This window comes from Steroidobacter sp. (assembly GCF_036402275.1).
Taxonomy (GTDB): Bacteria; Pseudomonadota; Gammaproteobacteria; order Steroidobacterales; family Steroidobacteraceae; genus Steroidobacter.
Map to the genome: position 1 here is coordinate 68,234 of NZ_DASWTF010000013.1, position 20,770 is coordinate 89,003.

A 20,770-nucleotide genomic window follows, 5' to 3' on the forward strand; every position below is an offset into this window, starting at 1 on the left:
CCCATCTCCCTGGGCCCTTTCGGCTCACAAGCTCTGCTGTTGCCGGTCCTCGTCGTCGCCGTCACGGGCATCGGCGGCGCCATCCCAATAATGCACTTTGATGCTGCCGCCGATCGGCACCAGCGGCGAGATGTCGTGCATGGCCGTGATCTTGAACAGCTCCGGCCGGCGTGCGCGATAGCGACTGATCGCCATCGACAGTGTCGAAGGATCGCGGCGCAGGCAGCGAGCGACCTCGCTCAGCGTCGCGACACCGCGCTCGGTGGCGTACCAGGCGATCAACGCACGCACCAACGTGAACTCGCGCTGACGCGAATTGGACAGCACCAGATCGCGCTCCACACCCATGCGACAAGTCACGGTGTGAATGATCTGATCCAGCGACGCCTTGCTGCGATAGGTGCGCGAGTTGCGCGGCAGATTCTCCAGGAACTCGGTGCTGCCGATGACGCGCAGATCGTTGGAGCCGACGCGCTCGAACTGAACGACGTCTTCGGGCTCCGGACAGCGCGCCATGAACGCTTCGTATTCGGTGCCGCCGTCCTTGAGCTCGAGCAGGCGCTGCGCCGTGCGTGTCGTCAGCCATTGGGTGGCGGACTGGCGCGAGTAGGCGCCATGGCTGGTGTGCTCAGCCGCGCCGGGATGCTCCGCCAGCCCGCCCAATACCGGAACGTGATGCAGGTAATGCAGCAGCTTCAGCAGATAATGTTTCGGATCGATCAAGACCGCCTTGTAGCGCTGGCGGAAGAAATGTCCGGACTCGCCGATGCGTCGATGCATGCTGCGCGCATAGCGACTGGTGAGGCCTTGCATGATGCGGCCGACGGAGATCTCGTCGATCTGCAGGATCAGATGGATGGCTTGAGGCGTCCAGCAATAGCCATGCACGCGAGCGTTGGTGCGACGCAGACCGGTCGCGAGCAGCCTTTCGAAGAGGGTGTAGTCCTCGGGTTGCGAGAAGATGGGATGATGAGTGTTGCCATGTTGAACGACGTAGTAAGTGCCGCCCGCAACATGGAGCCGTTGCCGTCGAGACATCCTGAGAACCTCCTGGTGTGCCTTCCCTGACTACGTGGCGCGACCGTTGCGATTCGCGCTCTGTCATGTCCGTGCCGGAGGACTGTAGTCCGGGCCCGAAGGACATGCATTCATATATTTTGTTGTGTCAACGCTCGCTGGTGCGCGAAGGCAGCGTGCGCAGGCGCTGCGGATAAGACATTCCCTGTGAGACGCCGCTGCCGGCAAACATCGGATAATCGGCGTCCCACGGCATGACGATCATACGTTGCTCGCCCTTCACTACTTTGGGTAGCACCGGCGGCGCCTCGCGCTGTGCTTCGGCGCGCATGATTGCGTCGAGAGAAACGTGTTGTCGCACGCTCGCGTCAAGCTCCATCACGTTGTAAAGCGTTGGCCGCGAAACCGTCATCGTGCCGTCATGCGCGGCCGCGATGAGCGCGGCCGGTGTCATCCAGGTCATTTCAGTGGCTTCGATTGCGTCCACCGAGGCGATCTGCTCAGGCGGTAAAGAGGCTAGAAAGAAGCGGGTATCGAAGCGTTTGGGCACTGTGGACGGCGTGATCCAGTGCGACCAGTACAGCAGCCGGCGCACGTCCAGGTGCAGGCGTTCCTCCTGCAGCGAGGTGGCAAACAGCTCGGGTTGTGAGACGATTGCACGCCGTCGCTCATGCAATCGCGCCAACTCCTCAACGCCACAATGCTCGCCGTCCGCGGTCGTCGCCAGCAGGACGCCGGTTTCCTCGAACGTTTCCCGAATCGCAGCGACAGCCAGCCCCAAACACGTAGTGGCGGGCAGCGCGACGCCGTCCAGGTCGAGCAGGCGATGACACTTCAGCTGCGCCGGTTCAGGGATCGTCGCGATCGACGCCGACGCGAGGTCTGCAGGGCACAGCGTGCCGCCGGGAAAGACCCACATGCCGCCCATGAACGACATGTTTTCGTGTCGACGGGTCAACAAGACCTCGACGGCGCCATCCTGTTCGCGCAGCAGGAGCACGCTGGCGGCATGACGAGGGACGACAGGCGCTGTCGCAGTGGCGGGACCGGTCTCGCTGGATGTGCTGCTCAAGATGCTGGGTCGCTCCTGTGAAGCGCGCCTCCTGGATTGCGCTGCTGGCGATGGGGATTCTGCTGTGGGCCGTGGTGTTTGCGCCAGTCCCTGGCGACACGCGCTGGATCAGGACTCTGCACAACTCCGCTCATGCGCCCATTTTCGGCGGCATCGCTCTGCTGTCGTTGATCCTCATTCGCGCGCGTCCGCGTTTAGCGGCGCTCGGCCCGGCAAAGCAGTACGGCCTGGCCTTGGCCGTCGCGCTGCTGCTGGGGATCCTGACGGAGCTGGTGCAAATCCTCACAGGACGCGATGCAAGCTTCGAAGACGCGCTTCATGACACCATCGGCGCAGTGGCCGTGCTTGGCATCTTCGCCGTGTTCGATGTTCGCCTTCGGAGCTCGGCACGCGCGCCTACGGTGCGATGGATTGCGGCGATAATAGGTGTGCTGGCGCTGGCAATAGCGGCCACCCCAGTCACGCGCGCCGCCATCAAATATCAGCAACGCGATCACCGCTTTCCGGTGCTGGCGGATTTCACCGAGCGCTTCGATCGCTACTTCATTCTGCAACAGTGGGCGGAATTGTCGCCGTCCCGAATGCCGGCCCGATGGGCCAGCAGGAATGGCGAGCAGGCCATGCACGTGCGCTTGCTCGAGGGGCCGTATCCGGGACTGCATTTCATCGAGATGCCGCCGGACTGGAGCGCGTACGAGACGCTGGCGTTGGATCTCACCAATCCCACGTCGCTGGATTTGCGCGTCGTGGTGCGGGTTCACGACGCCGCCCACAACAACGAGCTGAACGATCGGTTCAATCGCGTGTTCGACTTGCCGCCCGCAACTCGTCAGGTCATTCGCATTCCATTGCGCGACGTCGCTGCGAGCCCGCAGGGGCGTGAGCTCGATCTGCGTCAGGTTGCCGGCATGATCCTGTTTCAGATCGGCAAGCCGCCGCGCGCGAGCGAGCTCTATTTCTCGCGCGCGTGGCTCGAATGAGTCAGAGCACGATCACCGAACGGATCGATTCGCCCGTGCGCATCAGCTCGAAGCCTTCGTTGATCTGCTCCAGCTTCAAGCGGTGCGTGACCAGGGAATCGAGGTCGATTTTCTTCTCGACGTACCAATCCACGATCTCCGGCAGCTTGGTGACGCGCGCGCCGCCCATGTAGCAGCCGGTCCAGTGACGGCCCATCATCAGATGGCCGGGGTACGAGGTGACCTCCGCGCCCTGCGGGGCCACGCCGACCACATAGCTCGTGCCCCACGCCGGATTGGTGCATTCGAACGCCTGTCGCATGACTTGCGGATTGCCGATGCATTCGAAGGTGTAGTCGGCGCCGCCGCCGGTTAGCTTCATCAAGTGGCTGGTCATCTTCTCGACCGTCTTGGGATTGACGAACTCGGTGGCGCCGAACTGGCGCGCGACCGCTTCCTTGGCGGGATTGGTGTCGACGCCGATGATCTTCTTGGCGCCGGCGAGCCGCGCGCCTTGCACGACGTTCAGTCCGATGCCTCCCAGACCGAATACGACCACCGAGCTGCCGGCTTCGACCTTGGCCGCGAACAAGGCCGCGCCCAGGCCGGTGGTCGCGCCACAGCCGATGTAACAGATCGGATCGAAGGGTGCGTCATCGCGCACCTTGGCGAGCATGTTGACGGGCAGCACCGAGTAGTCGGCGAATGTGCCCAGTCCCCACAATTGCGTGACCGGCTTACCGTTCAGCGAGAAGCGCGACTCGCCCGGCTTCAGGCGCGTGAACGCTTCGACGCAGAGATTGGTCTTGGGCGAGTGGCAGTAGCCGCACTTCTCGCAATGAGGAATCAGGAACGGAATGACGTGATCGCCCGGCTTGAACTTGGTGACGCCCGGACCGCATTCGACCACCACACCCGCGGCTTCATGGCCCAACAGCGCAGGGAATTGCCACGGCAGCTTGCCTTCGTACACGTGCAGGTCGGAGTGACACAAGCCGGTGCTCTTGATGTGCACCAGGACTTCGCCTTCGCGCGGACCTTCCAGTTGCAAGGTCTCGATGACGAACGGCTGGTTGGGGCCATGCACGACGGCCGCGCGTACTTCCAGTGTCACGATGCAGTTTCCCCTGAGGCTGAAGAGTATCGGTAGCGGCAGGCGAGCCTACGCACATCGATGCAGTGGAGCAATCGGCCAACGCCCCGGGGCATGACATCTTGATGAATCTAGACCTTCGCCACCGCGCTCTGCGGAACACAGCAGGATTGGGCAACCCGGCCGCAGTGGCGGCGGAGTAAGATTCGCGCCACTTCCCCGGTAGCTCATTGCCAATTCCGAGGTGTCTTCCATGATTACGCTTGATATCAACGGCCAGAAGGTCCAGACCGACGCCGAGCCCGATACGCCGCTGCTGTGGGTGTTGCGCGATCACCTGGGCATGACCGGTAGCAAATATGGCTGCGGTAAGGCGCTGTGCGGAGCCTGCACCGTGCACGTCGATGGCAACGCCACGCGCAGCTGCGTGCTGCCGGTGGAAGCCGTCGCGTCGAGCAAGATCACGACCATCGAAGCCGTCGGCGCTTCGAAGGTCGGCAAGGCCATTCAGGACGCCTGGATCGCCGAAGACGTGCCGCAGTGTGGGTACTGCCAGTCGGGCCAGATCATGAGCGCGACTGCTTTGCTCACCACCAACAGCAAGCCCACCGATGCCGACATCGATGCGGCCATGTCGGGCAACGTGTGTCGTTGCGCCACTTATGTGCGCATCCGTGCGGCGATCAAGCGCGCCGCGGGCACGCTGGCCTGAGCGAGAAGGAGACGAACATGAGCGCAGCAGAACAAGATGCAGTGATTCAAGCTTCCCGTCGCGACATCCTGAAAGGCGGCGGTGCATTGACCGTGGCCATGTGGTTGCCGACCGGCGGCGCGCAGGCGAACGACGCGGATGTGACAAAGTCCGGTACGTGGGCGCCCAACGCTTTCGTGCGCATCGACAAGGACAGCACGGTGACGGTGTTGTCCAAGCACACGGAGATGGGCCAGGGTTCATATACGGGCCTCGCGACCATCGTCGCCGAAGAGCTCGATGCCGATTGGAATCAGATCCGAGTGGAGGGCGCGCCCGCCGACGTGAAGCTCTATGGCAATCTCGCCTGGGGCGGCGCCTTCCAAGGCACCGGCGGCAGCACCGCGATCGCGAATTCGTACGACCAGTTGAAGCAGGCGGGCGCGACTGCGCGCGCAATGCTGGTGACGGCGGCTGCGAATCGGTGGAAGGTGCCCGCGAGCGAGATCACGATTGCCTCGGGCGTCGTACAGCACAAGTCCGGCAAATCGGCGCGCTTCGGCGAGCTGGTGGCGGATGCCGCGAAGCTGCCCGTGCCGACGGACGTGAAAGCGAAGGATCCGTCGACTTACAACCGCATCGGCAAGAGCGCGCCACGCGTCGACAGCAAAGCCAAGTCGACCGGCAAGGCGATCTTCACTCAGGATTTCAAACTGCCCGGCATGGTCACGGCCGTCGTGGCTCATCCGCCGCGTTTCGGCGCGAAGGTCAAGAGCTTCGACGCCACCAAGGCGAAACAGGTCAAGGGCGTGAAGGCGGTCGTGCAGTTCGATACGGCGGCGCGCTCGGGCGTGGCCGTGGTCGCGACCGATTTCTGGGCGGCCAAAAAAGGCCGCGACGCATTGACCGTCGAGTGGGACGAGTCCAACGCGTTCAAGCAAAGCTCCGATGATTTGCTGAAGGAATATCGCGAGCTGACCAAGAAGCCGGGCGCTGTGGCCAGGAAAGAAGGTGACGTCGAGCAGGCGTTCGCCAAAGCCGCGCGCACGCTCGAGGCGACTTATGAGTTCCCGTACCTCGCGCACGCCACCATGGAGCCGATGAACTGCGTCGTGAAGATCGGCCAGGGCTCGTGCGAGATCTGGAATGGCGAGCAGTTCCAGACCGCCGACCAGACGGCGGTGGCGAAGCTGCTCGGCCTCGCGCCGAAGGATGTGAAGATCAACCAGCTCTATGCGGGCGGCAGCTTCGGTCGTCGCGCCAATCCGCTGTCGGACTACGTCGTCGAAACGGCGGCCATTGCCAAGGCGATGGGCACGACGGATCCGGTGAAGCTCGTCTGGACGCGCGAGGACGACATGCGAGCGGGGTATTACCGCCCGATGTATGTGCACTGGATGAAGGCCGGCGTCGACGCACAGGGCAAGATCGTTGCCTGGCAGCATCGCATCGTCGGTCAGTCGATCATTGCCGGCACCGTCTTCGCCAGCAACGATCCAATCGACTTCACTTCCGTGGAAGGAGCGAAGAACCTGCCGTATCACATTCCCAACCTGCAGGTGGAGTTGCACACGACCAAGCCGCAAGTGCCGGTGTTGTGGTGGCGCTCGGTGGGCTCGACGCACACCGCGTACGCGACGGAATGTTTCCTCGACGACATCGCTCGCGAGACCAGGCAGGATCCTTACGCCTTGCGGCGTTCGCTGCTCGAAAAACATCCGCGGCATCTGGCGGTGCTCGATCTGGTCGCGGAGAAGTCGGGCTGGAAGAAACAGCGCGCCGCCGATGAGGTGTATGGCCTGGCGTTGCACGAGTCGTTCAACAGCGTGGTCGGTGAAGTGGCCAAGCTCAAGAAGACCCCGAACGGACCGAAGCTGGTCAGCGTGGTGTGCGCCGTGGACTGCGGTATCGCCGTGAATCCCAACATCATCGCCATGCAGATGGAGTCCGGCATCGGCTACGGCTTGTCCGCGGCGCTCACTGGCGCTGTGACCTTCAAGGAAGGCCGGGTCGAGCAGGACAATTTCGATACCTATCCGGTGTTGCGTATCAACGAAATGCCGGCCATCGAAACTCACATCGTGCCGTCGAAGAACAAGCCCACGGGCGTCGGCGAGCCGGGCACACCGGTGATCGCGCCGGCTCTGGCGAATGCGCTGGCGCAGATCGATGGGAAGCCGGTGCGCTCGCTGCCTCTTTCGACCCAGGGTGTGAAGCTGGCGTAGTTTCGGAGAGTTGAGCTTTGATGCGGCGGTGGCTCGCGTCGCCGGGAGGGGGATGTGTCCTCCCGGCACCGCTGCACCCGCCGCGCGTCGCTGTCGCTCGCGCGTAGCTTGTACGTCCATGTAGCGCTATTGGGTCAACGTCCATGTTGATCCCAATTGCCGGGAGAACACATCCCCCTCCCGACGACGCCGAATTGTAAGGCGCGCTTGATAGGTAAGAACCGGAGAGCGGTGCGAGCCACCGACGTCTCTCTTTGCGGTGGGTACGAGCGTCATGGCAGGATGCCCGGATGACTCCAGCCTCCAATCCCATCTCTCGTCGGAATTTTCTACTCGGTGCGTCCTCTCTCACGCTGCTGGCTTTGGCGCAGCGGAGGGCGCGGGCGAGTACGTTGAGTGCGAGCGCAGAGGCGCATATTGAATCGCTGATTGCCCGGATGACTATCGAAGAGAAGGCCGGGCAGCTCAGTATCTTTTCCGACATGACGCGCCTGACGCCGCAGACTCTGATCAATCCTGAAGCCGGTCCCCCGGTCGACAAAAACCTTGCGCAGCGAGTGCGGGAAGGACGCTTGGTCGGCGTCTTCAACGGCTTCGGCGCCGCTGGCGCACGCGCGATTCAGAGAGTTGCTGTGGAGGAGTCGCGGCTCAAGATTCCGCTCATCTTCGGGGCGGATGTGCTGCACGGTCTGTACACGATATTTCCCATTCCGTTGGGTGAAGCGGCGAGCTTCGATCCGCAGTTGGCCGAGCGCACCGCGCGGGCGGCGGCGATCGAATCGACGGCGAACGGGCTGCATTGGACGTTCGCACCCATGGTCGACATCGGGCGCGATCAGCGCTGGGGGCGCGTAGCCGAAGGATCGGGCGAAGATCCGTATCTGGGTTCGATGCTCGCCGTCGCGCGCGTGCAAGGCTTTCAGGGCAAGAGTCTCACCGACGAGGACAGCCTGCTCGCCTGTCCCAAACATTTCGTCGCTTACGGCGCGGCCTCCGGCGGCATGGACTACAACACGGTGGAGATGTCCGATCAGACTCTGCACGAAGTGTATCTGGCGCCTTTCAAAGCCGCATTCGATGCTGGCGCGCTCTCCACGATGAGCTCGTTCAACGACATCAACGGCGTGCCCATGTCCGCCAATCGCAGGCTCATGACCGGCCTGCTGCGCGAGCAGTGGAAGTTTCGGGGCATGGTGGTATCCGACTACACCGCCGACAAAGAGCTCGTCATGCACGGCGTCGCCAAGGACGATCGCGAAGCCACCAGGCTCGCCATTCTCGCCGGCGTGGACATCAGCATGCAGAGCGATCTCTACAATGTCTATCTGCCGAAGCTGGTCGCGAGCGGTGAGCTGCCCATGGCGGTCGTCGACGAATCCGTGCGGCGAGTGTTGCGAACGAAGTATCTGGTCGGCCTGTTCGACAATCCGTATCGCTCGCTCGATCCTGAAGTCGAAAAGCGGAACACCATGACGCCGCAGTTGCGCGCCGTGGCTCGGGAGAGCGCGCGGGCGTCCATCGTGCTCTTGAAAAACCAAGGCAACGTGCTGCCGCTGTCCAAGTCAGGTCAGAAGATCGCCTTGATCGGGCCGTTCGGTCCGGACATCAAGAATTTCGCAGGCCCCTGGGCGCCGTTCGCCAAGATGGATCACGTCGTGAGCATCGAGCAGGGTATGCGTGCAGTGCTCGCGGACAAGTCGTTGCTCACGGTGACGCCCGGCTCGCTCGTCGAGAAACCACTGGACGGTGGCATCGAAGCGGCCGTTGCAGCGGCTCGCGCGGCCGATGTCGTGGTGCTCGCGATTGGCGAAGGACAAGACATGTCCGGCGAGGCTCAATCGCGAACACAAATCGTCGTGCCCGAGCCTCAGCAGCAACTCGCCGAAGCGGTCGCGAAGGTCGGCAAGCCGATGGTCGTATTGCTTCGGAATGGACGCGCGCTGGCGCTCGAAGGCGCTGTGCGCGACGCGCAGGCCATCGTGGTGACGTGGTTCCTCGGGACGGAGACGGGCAGCGCCGTCGCAGACGTGCTGTTTGGCGATTACAGCCCGAGCGGGCGATTGCCTGTGAGCTTCCCGCAAGACTCGGGGCAGCAGCCGTATTTCTACAACCGTCGCACCACGGGTCGACCCGAAGGCGACGACGGGCCGGCGTTCAAGGCGCGCTATCGAGAAGTGTCGAACGAAGCGCTGTATTCGTTCGGTCACGGTCTCACCTATTCGCGCTTCACTTATTCGCGGCCGCAACTCAGCACCAAGGCGCTTGCCTGGGACGGAACTTTGACGGTCACTGCGAAGATCGCCAACACGGGTGAGCGCGAAGCGGAGGAGATTGCGCAGCTGTATATCCGCGACCGCGCGGCCAGCATGACGCGCCCGATACGTGAGCTCAAAGGATTCCGCAAGGTGAGATTGCCGCCCGGCGCGTCCACCGACGTGCAGTTCACGCTGACCCGCCAGGATCTCGCTTTTTACAACCAGGAAATGCAGTTCGTGGCCGAGCCCGGCGAGTTCGACGTGTGGATCGCGCCGTCCTCGACCACAGGCGTCAGCAGTCGGTTCGCGTTGAACGCGAGTTAGATCGCGAGGCAAACCTCGGCCGCGAGTGTCGGTCTTCTTGCCAGGTCGCCGGCGGCAAGACTTTGCCGGTCCGCCAATTCACCGGCGTTTCATGGGTCCTGCGCCGGCCGGCATGCAAATTGCTCCTGCTGATCCGGTCCAGGTCGAGCCGCGATTCGCTCCATGAAAAACGCTTCGAGCTCCGTACGCATCCTTGGTCGAGCCATCGCTCGGGTCTTCGTTCCAGTGTTGTTGATCGCGGCGGGCACGGCGCACGCGACTTCGGGAGCAAAGGCGCTCGAGGGCATGTGGTGTAGTGAGGACGCGAGCAGGGGCGAGACCATCGTGCAGTACTCGGCCGCCGGATCGGATATCACCGCGTTCACTGTGCTCTCCGAAGCAGACCCGCGCCAGATTGGCAGCCAGTCCTCGATGCACGTGACGGCGGCAGGGCCAAATGTCTTCGTGCGTCGTGCGTTCAACGGCGACGAAATGTTCAGCGTCCATAGCGGACGTCTCACCGTGAATTCGCTGCGGATCTGGAATCGCGGCACCAGCGAAGAGACGCGCCACGTCCTGGCGACGCAGACCTACTACAAGTGCGATATGGGCCAGGCGCTGCGTCGGGCCCAGGCCTTCCTGTCATCGCCGAAGGCAGAAGAAGCAACGCGATTGGCGCTTCAACGCGAAGCCGACGCTCAGCTGGAAGAGCGTCGCAACGCCAGCAAGGATGCGTACTACGCTGGCTTGATTCGTCAGTTGAACCAGGCGCGCTTCGCGCGCTGAATTCAGCTTGCAGTTCTGAGCTTCGTCACCGAAGCGGTCGGTGAGGACAGCTTGAACCCAGCAGCACCCGCGTACATGAGCAACTGCTCGATGTTCATGAGCATGAGCATCGGCTCTTCGGCATGCTCGGGCCGAACCGCGCGGTCGAGAATCGCCGCCCCGCGAGTATTCAATTCGCTCATTGGCAAGATGCGGCTCACCGCGATCTCCGGAATGTCCGCCAGTTCATCGACGAGCAATCCGAAGAGCTGCCCCGTTTCCGCCGCCCGGACGACGATCACATTGCGTGCATCGATGCCCTGGCCGGCGTTGAGCAGTTGGCGCAAGTCGATCACCGGCAGCGGCATCTCCCGATACATCAACAGCCCGGCGTGCCAGGCGGGCGCATTGGGGATCGGACGGATCTGCGCGCCGTCCAGAGCTTCCACGATGTCATCGCGCATCAGACCGAGCCGCTGTTGTCCGCAATAGAACGTCGCGACATCGATCATCTTTTCCTGCGCGACACCGCGTCGATGGCCTTGCGCCTCGGCGCGACGAAAAACAACTCGCTCGATCGCTTTTCCAAGCGGGATGAGGATCACGCTGAACACGCCCATGCCGCAGTACTCGCGGTAGCCCGAGCTCTTCCGCACGCCGATCGCGTAGTGCACGCCGTTCATACAGAGGGTCTGCGGCGCATTGTTCTGCGCGCCGAGCAACTCGGGCGGCAGTTCGATGGTCTGGCCGGGTTCGTAATCGGAAGTCGCGGCCACGACAGTCATGCGCGCATCCACGAACATACCAATGCTGCCGCTCACGACCTCGCCTGACTCAGTGCGAGGCAGCGCATCTCGCAGCATGGCTTTGAGCTGTGGCGCCGAGTCGAACACGATGCCAATGCCGCCGACCACGCGTCGAGACTCGTTTCGAATGGCGGCGCCGTAAATCAACGTGTGTTGGCCTTCATACAGAGCGCTCGGTGCGAACGCAGATACGGCGTACTGCTGCGAGTCACGCAGTTCCAGCGTCGCGGCGACCCAAGGCTCAGCGAGCGTGCTGCCGACGCTGCTCGCATGCGCCCGATTGGACACGGCGACGGCGCGTCCGGTGCTGTCGAACAAGACGATGTCGTGATAGACGGTGTAGAGGCTGTTGATGTGCCGGAGAATCTCGCTCGCGTCACCGTTGCCCTCTGAAAGATGGCGGCTCAACGCACCGTTCAGCGCCCACCAGCGACAGTCGTTGGCGCGCTCGTACAGGTTACGATCCAGCACATCGACCGCGAGCGAGGCGAGCAGCTGCGCGTCGTCGAGAATGGATGAGACCACCGTTTCCTGCAGCTCGCTGATCGAACGCTCGAATGTTTCCTGTGTGCGGCGTCCGGCGTTGCCGATCTCTCGCAGCAGGACTTTACTGAAGTCGCTGCTGCTCGTATCCGCGCTGGTCGCGAGCCGTACGTTGCCGTTCCATACCGTGCGATTCAACTCGCGCTGAATGGCGTCGGCTTGCATCGGAATCTTGCGCAGGGCAGGGGAGAAGATCGTCTGGCTTTCGCGCAGCGCCGTCAGCAGGTCGTGCGAAATGGTTTTGGCGCCTTCGTCCATCGGCCTGTCGAACGCATGCTCGATGGGCAGCATGGCATGGCCGAACCAGCCGGGACCCGTGTAGCCCTGATACCCCTGCGTCCGGCAAGTGATGGCGAGATACTCGCGGCCGGCGAAGCGAACGATGCGGCCGCCTTCTTCGAGAACCACCGGCAGCGCTGCGTTGACTGGAATCTGCCATGCATCGCTGCTCGCGATCACCGAGCCGCGCTCATCCAGGAAGCAGAGCACGGTCCAGTCTTCCTCGGCGCGCAGCTTTGCGAAGATGCCGGCTACTTCGTCTTCGAAGCGGAAGCAGAGGCACAACACGCCTTCCGGGCGCGCGCCATCGCCGACTCGGAATGAATACACGAGATTGCGATCGCTGTTCGGCAGCAGATCGATGCGACCGAAGGTTTCGACGTAGCCTTGACGTGTCGAGAGCGTGTTTCTCAACAGCTCATGCGAGGTTCGGGCGACATCGTGCGCCTCGTCGAGACGCACGAGCACTTCGCCATCGACGTCCAGCAGGATCACGTCGTGATAAACGGAATATTTGCCGACGTACTCACGGAAGCGGCCGCGCAGGCGCTCGTTCAACTTCTTCACCTGCGCGTCGTCGGAACGGCGTTGACGCAGGTAGTCGCGAATATCGTCGTCGATGGCAAGAAAGCCGATATCTGCGGTGCGCTCGAACAAGTTGCGCACCATCACGTCGATGGCGATCTGGCTCTTGGCCTGCATGGCCAGCATCGCCTTGCGGTATGTTTCTTCGCTGAGGCTGTGGACCAGGTCATTCGCCAGCGCTTCGAACGCCTGGCGGGTGCCGCTCATATCCGCGCCGTCACCCCGCAAATGTGACAACAACGAGAGCGTATCCCAGGAACCTTGCAAACCGGCCAGGCGCGCGCGGTAGTCCTCGACCGAGGACATGTGCCGTACCACCGCTGCCTTGACCATGAATCGCCGTCCCTGCCGCCGGACTTTTGTTTCTTATGTAACGGCTCTCGAGGCGTTGCGCTTGAAAAACAAAATGCGCGTTGGTTCGCGGATTTTCGCGTCCAATTCGGTGCAGCGCTCAGCGGTAAGTAATGAGTTCCCTCAGCTCTGCACGATCCAGGTGCGGCAGGGCGTTGAACATGGAGAGAGATACTTTGTCGGCGCTGTAAATCAGCCGCGTGATGGACGCATTGTGGACGGCCCAATTCAGCTCGATGCCGGTGTGATTCGACAGGCCCATCACATGCGCCACAATGGTGCCGATGACGCCGCCCGAAGTGCTGACGATCAACGTCTTCGAGCGGCCTTCGTTCCGCATGATGGTTTCGAGCGCCGCGGCGATGCGGCCGTGAAAGCCGCGCCACGGCGTCATCTCTTCGGCTTCGATCTGCGCTTCCACCCAGGCGCGGGCGGCGCGTTCCAGGAAGAACTGAAACTTGCGCCGATCGGTGCGCAGCTCCGGCCAGCCCGCCTGGGCCAACTGTTCCGGCGTCAGCGATTTCGCGAACGTGTGCAGGATCACGTCGCTGTCGTATTCGTCGAATGCAGGCTCGAGCGTGATAGGCGGGCCCGGACTGTCGAACGCCGCTGCGATGATCTCAGCCGTTTCAGTCTGCCTGCGCAGCGAGCCGGAGTAGATGCGATCGATGCGCTCGCCGAGCGCGGCAAAGTACGCGCCCAGGTGTCGCACCTGCGCGCGACCGGTGGCCGAAAGCTGATCGTAGTTGTCGGTGCCGAAGGAAGCCTGTCCGTGGCGGACCAGATAGATCGTGCTCATGCACGCAGTGTAGCTGGCGAGGCCGCACGGTCGTATATTGTTACCCCTATCGCTATTGGCAGGAGCCGATTGGAATGTCCCTGACCCGCATCGATGCCTACGAGGTCTTCTACTCCGCAAACGCGTTCTCGCCGCGCATTGCGCTGAAGGGGGCGGGCAACTACATCGGCATGCTGGTTTTCCTGCCGAATGGCGCGACGCTGCCGGCGGACACGGTGACCAAGGGGCAAGTGGTGCTGTACTACCACCTGGATCACTATCACAACGCCATCGATCTGTTACGTAACGAGAAGCCTGTGTACTTGTTCTACAACGGCTCGGGGCCGGGCTTCGAGAACGGCATCAAGACCATGATCGAAAAGGTCGGCGAAGGGGAAATCACCCCGGCGCAGTGAGCCGAAACCGCGAGTTCTATCGGCTCGCGGTGCGCTTTTCAGGCGTGGGCTCGACCGGTCCGAGATCGGTGATCTCGACGGCCCAGGAGCGCTCCGGCACCTGGCTGATTTCCACGCTGCCTGGCTCGGGTTGATCTAAAAACGCCGCCGATAGCCACACGGCCGCGCCCACCAGCGCGAACGCGCCGGCGATTCCGACGATTTGTTGAGACTTGATCGACATGACTGACTCCCTATTTCCGCATCCTGGTCTTGATCCTGGGGACGCTTAGGCGAGGTCAATTCCGGACCCGCTCGCTACAGCTCATCGACGGTCGCAACGATAGCTTCTTGATGATTCTTAACCGTGCGACAGATCACACCGCCAGGGAAAATGCGGCGCAAAAAAATAGGGAGTGAGACGCGCTTCTCAGCTGGCAGTGCAGCGAATGTCACAAGCGCGAAACATAACGGGCGCGTCGGCGACGCCGGGGCGGGCCGCCGACTGTTGTCAGAACAGTTCGATGTCGCCCGCTGCCGCGACGCGCAGGGTCTGCGTGCTTTGATGGATATGGTCGCGCGCTTCGTCCGCGGACGCACCTTCCACCATCATCTGAAAGATCTGCTTCTCTTCTTCCGTCCGGTACAAACGTTTCAGCGTAGTAAACAAACGACGCCACTGATCGCGCTGGCTCGCCTGCGCGCGATCGCAAACGAACAGGGCGAGGGTCGACAGGCTGTAGCGCACATGGCCGAGCCGCTGGGTGAGCTTGTCGTAGAACTGGAAGGCGACCACGGCGGAGGTCATCTGCCGTTCGATCGACTCCATTTGTTTCTTCAGATCCAGATCGCCGAGCACCGCACGCTGTTCCGGCGTGAGCTTCGCGGCGGCGGTCTTCATGGATCGGGCGGTTTCCGCGAGGCCGGAGAATGCCTTGACCAGCGAGTCCACCGCGAGGTCGGATTCGCACATGGCCGATTCCATCTGCGCCTCGCACAGCTCCAGCATGTGCGCGATCTGCTGTTCGGGCGTCCAATCGGCGAGCGGCGCTGCTTCGGCGTTGGAGATTTCTATTGAGTTCGGCAGCATGGACGGATGCACGCGACTGGACCTTATGCGTTAGAGCACGCGGGCGATGGTGGCCAGCAGCTGGTCCGGATTGAACGGCTTGACGATCCAGCCGGTCGCGCCCGCCTGCTTGCCGCGCATCTTGGTTTCCTGGCCCGACTCGGTGGTCAGCACCAGCATCGGCGTGAACTTGTAGCTGTCGAGGCCGCGCAGCTCCTTGACCAGCGTGATGCCGTCCATGCGGGGCATGTTCACGTCGGTGAGCACCAGATCCACGCCGCGAGTCTTGGCCAGATCGAGCGCCTCGACGCCGTCGGCTGCCTGTATCACCTCATAGCCGGCACCTTCCAGGGTGTAACGAACCATCTGGCGCATGGACGCGGAATCGTCCACGGCGAGAACTGACTTCGAGGCTCCAGACATTTACAAGCGCTCCAATTGCACAGAATCTTCCAGTCGAACCCATGGGAGGGCGGCGACGCCGTCGTTTCCCGCCTTAACGGCGGCTGCTGCGGGGAGTTGAGTAGGGGGTTCCCGGAATGAGGGGCCGGTCGCACTCCGGAGGCGCAAAGCTGAACGCGCCGCTGAACGGCCCCCGTGAATTTGCATCCATCGCGGTGTCCCGGTCCGAAACTGCCAACTGTTTGGCAGAGGATCAAAATGTGACGCAGTACAGTCCCGAGGCAGACAGGACATAAGGCAGGGCAGGCGGCCCAAGTACGTCAATCGGCACCTCAAGGGACTTCGATGGGGATTTCCGAAACCATTCTGGCGGCGATGATCGGTGCGCTGGCGACCGTGGGCACCGCTTTGTTCCAGCTGTTCGGCTCGATCAAGAATCAGCGCAGCAGCAAGGTCGAGGTGCGTCCCAAAAAAGGCTCCGCCGTGCGCTCGGTCCTGGCCGTGCTGGCGCTGATGATCGCGTCGGCGGCTGGCGGCTTTCTCTATTCCGAATTCATCAAGCAGCGCGCGGCCGAGGACATGCTCGCGATGCGTACGGAGCTGAAGGAGCTGCGCTCGCTGATCGCCAGTGAAAAAGAAGCGGCGCGCGCCGAGGCCGTGAAGGTGGCCGAGCCCGCGCCGGAACCGAAGAGCCCGCTCACCATGGCGGCTGCGCTCGAAGGCATGGCCGACAGTGTCGAGTCGGTCGTGTACGTGCCGGCTTGCCGCGCCAGCGGCCCGACCGCTATGTGCGGCGAGCAGGATGCGCAACGAATCGCGCTGTGCGGGACGATCCCATCGTATGCTCGCGTCGATGGCATTCAACTGTTCGCGCAGCCGGACGCCATGCAACACCCTTGGGACAAACATCAGGTCAGCTTCGAGCAGGATCTCGGCGGCGCGCGTTTCACCGGAAATTCTTTTGAATATGCGCAGGGCGCCGATCTGAAAGCGGTATGCGTGAACTTCATGCAATGGAGCAGCGAGCATCCGCATATCGCGCGCATCGTCGTGCAGTTCGGTTTCGACACCGATCCGACGCCAGCCGCGGATCAGCCGACGCCGATGGCGACTCCGCCCATCCAGCAGTTGCCACCCGCGCAGGTGCCCGCCGTTATTGCCGCTGAGTCGCTGCACACGACGGCCTCATTCACCGGTCCCGCCACTTCGCCCTAACGAAACAGCCTTCCCGCGGTAATTGTGGTATCAATTTAGATACTACAAGGATCCAGGGGGACGGCCATGTTCGGACAGATGATGGACCGGCCGCTGCTGATCAGCAGCATCGCGCGCCACGCAGAACTGCAGCACCCACGGCGGGAGATCGTATCGATCGTCGCCGACAATCCCAGACATCGTTACACGTATCGCGAGGCATTCGCTCGCTCGCGCAAGCTGGCCAATGCATTGAAGCGTCTAGGCGTGCAGCAGGGCGACCGTATCGCCACGCTGGCCTGGAACGACTATCGGCACTTCGAAACCTACTATGGTGTGTCCGGCTCGGGATTCGTCTGTCACACCATCAATCCCCGGTTGTTCGAAGACCAGATCGTTTTCATTGTCAATCACGCCGAGGATCGCTGGTTGTTTCTCGATCCGGTGTTCGTGCCGCTGTTGGAGAAGTTGCAAACGCGCCTGCCGAAGCTCGAGGGCTGCATCGTCATGACCGACGATGCTCACATGCCGAACACACAGCTGCCGCGCGCTCGCAGCTATGAATCTTTGATTGCCGACGAGAGCGACGATTTCGAATGGCCCGAGTTCGATGAGCGTACCGCGAGCTCCCTGTGTTACACGTCCGGCACGACCGGCGATCCCAAGGGCGTGCTGTACAGTCATCGCTCCACCATCCTGCATTGCTATGCCGCCGCTTTACCCGACGCCATGGCGTTGTCGTCGCACGAGGTCGTGATGCCCGTGGTGCCGATGTTTCATGTCAATGCCTGGGGCCTGCCGTATGCGTGTCCCATGGTGGGCGCGAAGCTGGTGTTTCCGGGCTCGAAAATGGGCGATGCGGAAACGTTACAGGCGCTCATCGAAGAAGAGCAGGTCACTTTCTCGGCCGGCGTGCCCACAGTGTGGCAGGGCCTGGTCGCGTATCTCGAGAAAACCGGCAAGCGCGTCGAGAGCCTGTCGCACGTGCTGAGCGGCGGCTCGGCGGTGCCGGTCGCGCTGATGGACCAACTGCGCGAACGTCACAACGTCGAAGTCGTGCATGCGTGGGGAATGACGGAGACGAGCCCGATCGGCACGATTCGCTCGCAGTCGCCCGAGGCGCGAGCGTTGCCGGAAGAACGGCGCGAAGCGTTGCGAGCCCGTCAGGGTCGCACGGTGTTCGGCATCGAGTTGAAAGTGGCGGGCGAGGGCGGTTCGGAAGTGCCGCGCGATGGCAAGACGTTCGGCGCGTTGAAAGTCCGTGGTCCCTGGGTCGCCGCGAGTTACTACAAGCGCAGCGGTGACGATGTGTTCGAGGAGGACGGCTGGTTCAACACCGGCGACGTCGCGACCATCTGTCCGCTCGGATACATGCAGATCACGGATCGCACCAAGGATGTCATCAAGTCGGGCGGCGAGTGGATCAGCTCCATCGAGTTGGAAAACCTGGCCGTCGCGCATCCGGCGGTGGCGCAGGCTGCGGCTATCGCCATTCCGCATCCGAAATGGCAGGAGCGGCCGCTGCTCGTCCTGGTATTGAAGCCGGGCGCTTCGGCGACGCCCGAGGAACTGCTGCAGTTCTTCGCGGGCAAAGTGGCGAAGTGGTGGATACCGGATGATGTGGTGTTCGTCGAGAAGCTGCCGTTGACCGCGACGGGCAAGATCAGCAAGTTGCGGCTGCGGGAGCAGTTCGCGGACTATCGGTTTCCACAAACATGAGAAAGGCTTCCTCCCCTACGGGGAGGAAGCCCTGATTGGTTTCAAGGGCTCCTCCCCTTGCGAAGAGGAGCCAGGCTCTGCGCGTTAGCGCTCCTCGACCTTGCCTTCACCCTGGACTTGCACGTCGCTCGGGTTGTCGACCACGAACATCACCACGCGGCGATTCAGTGAGCGACCGGCTTCGGTCTTGTTGTCTTCGATCGGCTGCGTTTCGCCGTAGCCTTTCGCAGTCAGCTGAGTCGCGGGCACGCCCTGATCGAGCAGGTACGTGCGCACCGAGTCGGCGCGCTGTTGCGACAACTTCAGGTTGTACGCATCCGAGCCCGAGCTGTCGGTGTGACCCTGCAGCTCGATCTTCAGTCGCGGATATTTCTTCAGATCCGCGGCCACGGTGTCGAGCACTGTGCGCGACTCCGGCTCCAGGCGCGCCGAGTTCAACTCGAACGTCACGCCTTCCAGCGTGATCGAGCCCTTGCGCGTGCAGCCGAAAGCGTCCACGGCGACGCCGGCAGGCGTGTCCGGGCACTTGTCGACGTTGTCGAGCACGCCGTCCTTGTCCTGATCTCCCGGAGGCGGAGGCGGCGGGGGCGGCGGAGGCGGAGCTGGCGGCGGTTCCGGAGCCGGAGGCGGAGCTTCCACGGGCTTCGCCGGCGGCGAGCCGAAGGAGAACTGGAAGCCGAGCAGGCCGAGGTAATCGCGGTTGTTATCCGGAACGCCATCTTCGTCCCAGCGAACCTTCAGCTCGGGACGCAGCGCGAAGCTGCTGGAGCCGTCCGCGCTCTCCCACGCTTTGATGAACATGCCGGCGCCGACTTGTCCCATCAGATTGGTGGCATTCGAGCCGGGGCTGCGTTCGGCTTGCAACGCGCCCGCGCCGAAGCTCAGAAACGGTTCGACCCGGCCGCCGCGATTCATCACGGTCAACAGATCGAGCGAAGCGCCGTACAGGCTCAGGTCGCTGCGGCCGACGCCGCCGCCGATCTGCGAGCCGTTGAGATTCAACTCCAGATTGATTGCGTCGCTGAGGTGTTTGCCAATGGCGACACCGTACAGCCAATCCTTGTCTTGCACCGGGCGATCGTTGTCCACGGAAATGCCGCCGATCTGCGGAGTGATGTACCAGTGGCCGACATCGTCAGCCCCAGCGACTCCCGGTGCGGCGATGACGAGCGCGGGCGCGGCCCAGCGCAGAGCGGACCTCACTCGAGCACGTAACGACGCATGAAACACCTTCATATCGATTCCTCTTGTTTATTCGAACGTTGCCGTGACACCGCAGTGCCAGTGTTCCGGCAGGGCGACACCTTAGCGTCAGAAATCCGCCGAACAAGCTTTGAAAACCGAAGTACCGGAATACGGTACTCTTGGCATCACCCACCACGTCCTGTCGGAATTTGTTGCAGTGAATGAGACGAAAAATCTGCTGGAAACTTTGAAGCGTTGCTTGCGCGCCCGTGGCATGACTTATCAAAAACTCGGCCGCGCGCTGGGCCTGAGCGAGTCCTCGGTGAAGCGCTTGTTCTCGGATGAATCTTTTACATTGGTGCGACTCGAGCGGGTCTGTGCCGCCATCGACATGAGTGTCGCCGATCTCGTACGCATGTCGGCCGGGCCGCGCGAGGCGCAGACGTTCAGTCTGTCGCTGGAGCAGGAACGAACTTTGGCAAGCGATGCATCGTTGCTGGCGTTGTTTTATTTGCTATTGAACGGCCGCTCCGTCGAGGCGGCGGAGCGCCGCCTCGGGCTCAACGCGCGCGCCATGCGCTCTCTGTTGACGAGACTGATGGAAGCGCAGCTCATCGACATCGACGGCAAGCGCAGAGTGCATCTGCATGCGCGGCTGCCCATCGCGTGGCGGCCGGATGGGCCGGTGCGTAAGTTATATGAGCGCCAGGTGCGGGCGGAATTTCTGCAGGGACCGTTTACCGGCAGCAACGAGGCATTGTCGTTTCATTCGGCCGAGCTGTCGGCGGCCTCGGTACGCATCCTGCTGAAGAAGATCGATAAGCTGGCGGCGGACTTCGCCGACCTCGCGGCGCTCGACGTGCAAGTGCCGACGCGAGACAAGAGCAGCGTCGCGCTGCTGCTGGCCTGCCGGCCGTGGGTGTTCTCGATGTTTTCCGCGTATCGAGCCAAGGCCGCGGCGTGATCTGAAGCGGTCTGTCCAAGCCGGAAGACCCACCCCCTGGCCCCTCCCGTGCACGGGAGGGGGAATGAAAATTTTAAATTTTTTGTTTTGTCGGAAGGACCCGGAGTCTGCACGCGCGGT

18 protein-coding genes are annotated in these 20,770 nt (G+C 62.5%); 9 read left to right on the top strand and 9 right to left on the bottom strand.

The window, feature by feature from the left end; translation table 11 throughout:
• Positions 1-24: 24 nt before the first annotated feature.
• Together VGD45_RS05095 and VGD45_RS05100 are read right to left on the bottom strand one after the other, a co-directional pair.
• Positions 25-1,038, bottom strand: coding sequence for a transposase (locus VGD45_RS05095; protein ID WP_331154187.1), 1,014 nt, complete (start codon positions 1,036-1,038; stop codon positions 25-27).
• A 127-nt stretch (positions 1,039-1,165) separates the two neighbouring features.
• Complete coding sequence (locus tag VGD45_RS05100; RefSeq protein ID WP_331154188.1) at positions 1,166-2,089, bottom strand: hypothetical protein; 924 nt, start codon at positions 2,087-2,089, stop codon at positions 1,166-1,168.
• 17 nt (positions 2,090-2,106) lie between these two features.
• On the opposite strand from VGD45_RS05100, the gene VGD45_RS05105 reads away from it, so the two are divergent.
• Entirely contained in the window at positions 2,107-3,069 is a 963-nt protein-coding gene (locus tag VGD45_RS05105) for a VanZ family protein (protein WP_331154189.1), read from the top strand.
• A 1-nt stretch (position 3,070) separates the two neighbouring features.
• Here VGD45_RS05105 and VGD45_RS05110 read toward each other — a convergent pair whose 3' ends face one another.
• Positions 3,071-4,156 carry a zinc-binding dehydrogenase gene (locus VGD45_RS05110; protein ID WP_349263222.1) on the bottom strand — a complete coding sequence of 362 codons (1,086 nt, stop codon included), beginning with the start codon at positions 4,154-4,156 and terminating at the stop codon, positions 3,071-3,073.
• A 238-nt stretch (positions 4,157-4,394) separates the two neighbouring features.
• Between VGD45_RS05110 and VGD45_RS05115 the strand changes: the two genes are divergently transcribed.
• The 4 genes from VGD45_RS05115 (at position 4,395) to VGD45_RS05130 (ending at position 10,401) form a co-directional block, all read left to right on the top strand.
• A complete protein-coding gene (locus VGD45_RS05115) occupies positions 4,395-4,853 on the top strand; it encodes a (2Fe-2S)-binding protein (protein WP_331154191.1) in 459 nt (152 codons plus the stop codon).
• Between the two features lie 17 nt (positions 4,854-4,870).
• Positions 4,871-7,057 carry a xanthine dehydrogenase family protein molybdopterin-binding subunit gene (locus VGD45_RS05120; RefSeq protein ID WP_331154192.1) on the top strand — a complete coding sequence of 729 codons (2,187 nt, stop codon included), beginning with the start codon at positions 4,871-4,873 and terminating at the stop codon, positions 7,055-7,057.
• 437 nt (positions 7,058-7,494) lie between these two features.
• On the top strand, positions 7,495-9,636 hold the full coding sequence (locus VGD45_RS05125) for a glycoside hydrolase family 3 N-terminal domain-containing protein (RefSeq protein ID WP_331154193.1): 2,142 nt from the start codon (positions 7,495-7,497) through the stop codon (positions 9,634-9,636).
• Positions 9,637-9,798: 162 nt separating this feature from the next.
• Positions 9,799-10,401 (top strand): hypothetical protein, encoded by a 603-nt coding sequence (locus tag VGD45_RS05130; protein WP_331154194.1) that lies wholly within the window; start codon positions 9,799-9,801, stop codon positions 10,399-10,401.
• A gap of 2 nt (positions 10,402-10,403) precedes the next feature.
• Here VGD45_RS05130 and VGD45_RS05135 read toward each other — a convergent pair whose 3' ends face one another.
• Together VGD45_RS05135 and VGD45_RS05140 are read right to left on the bottom strand one after the other, a co-directional pair.
• Complete coding sequence (locus VGD45_RS05135; RefSeq protein WP_331154195.1) at positions 10,404-12,899, bottom strand: chemotaxis protein CheW; 2,496 nt, start codon at positions 12,897-12,899, stop codon at positions 10,404-10,406.
• Between the two features lie 145 nt (positions 12,900-13,044).
• On the bottom strand, positions 13,045-13,743 hold the full coding sequence (locus VGD45_RS05140) for a histidine phosphatase family protein (RefSeq protein WP_331154196.1): 699 nt from the start codon (positions 13,741-13,743) through the stop codon (positions 13,045-13,047).
• A 74-nt stretch (positions 13,744-13,817) separates the two neighbouring features.
• On the opposite strand from VGD45_RS05140, the gene VGD45_RS05145 reads away from it, so the two are divergent.
• Complete coding sequence (locus VGD45_RS05145; RefSeq protein WP_331154197.1) at positions 13,818-14,138, top strand: hypothetical protein; 321 nt, start codon at positions 13,818-13,820, stop codon at positions 14,136-14,138.
• A gap of 16 nt (positions 14,139-14,154) precedes the next feature.
• Here the strand turns inward: VGD45_RS05145 and VGD45_RS05150 are convergent, their stop codons facing one another.
• The 3 genes from VGD45_RS05150 to VGD45_RS05160 all read right to left on the bottom strand — a co-directional run bounded on the left by VGD45_RS05150 (position 14,155) and on the right by VGD45_RS05160 (position 15,609).
• Positions 14,155-14,361 carry a hypothetical protein gene (locus VGD45_RS05150; protein WP_331154198.1) on the bottom strand — a complete coding sequence of 69 codons (207 nt, stop codon included), beginning with the start codon at positions 14,359-14,361 and terminating at the stop codon, positions 14,155-14,157.
• Between the two features lie 267 nt (positions 14,362-14,628).
• Positions 14,629-15,207 carry a hypothetical protein gene (locus VGD45_RS05155; RefSeq protein ID WP_331154199.1) on the bottom strand — a complete coding sequence of 193 codons (579 nt, stop codon included), beginning with the start codon at positions 15,205-15,207 and terminating at the stop codon, positions 14,629-14,631.
• Between the two features lie 30 nt (positions 15,208-15,237).
• On the bottom strand, positions 15,238-15,609 hold the full coding sequence (locus tag VGD45_RS05160) for a response regulator (protein ID WP_331154200.1): 372 nt from the start codon (positions 15,607-15,609) through the stop codon (positions 15,238-15,240).
• A 324-nt stretch (positions 15,610-15,933) separates the two neighbouring features.
• On the opposite strand from VGD45_RS05160, the gene VGD45_RS05165 reads away from it, so the two are divergent.
• Positions 15,934-16,803 carry a hypothetical protein gene (locus tag VGD45_RS05165; protein ID WP_331154201.1) on the top strand — a complete coding sequence of 290 codons (870 nt, stop codon included), beginning with the start codon at positions 15,934-15,936 and terminating at the stop codon, positions 16,801-16,803.
• Positions 16,804-16,869: 66 nt separating this feature from the next.
• Entirely contained in the window at positions 16,870-18,501 is a 1,632-nt protein-coding gene (locus VGD45_RS05170) for a 3-(methylthio)propionyl-CoA ligase (RefSeq protein ID WP_331154202.1), read from the top strand.
• Between the two features lie 84 nt (positions 18,502-18,585).
• On the opposite strand, the gene VGD45_RS05175 is transcribed toward VGD45_RS05170, so the two are convergent.
• Entirely contained in the window at positions 18,586-19,737 is a 1,152-nt protein-coding gene (locus VGD45_RS05175) for an OmpA family protein (RefSeq protein WP_331154203.1), read from the bottom strand.
• Between the two features lie 166 nt (positions 19,738-19,903).
• Here VGD45_RS05175 and VGD45_RS05180 point away from each other — a divergent pair, with 166 nt between their 5' ends.
• Positions 19,904-20,650, top strand: a complete 747-nt coding sequence (locus tag VGD45_RS05180) for a helix-turn-helix transcriptional regulator (protein WP_331154204.1) — start codon at positions 19,904-19,906, stop codon at positions 20,648-20,650.
• The last annotated feature ends 120 nt before the right edge of the window (positions 20,651-20,770 follow it).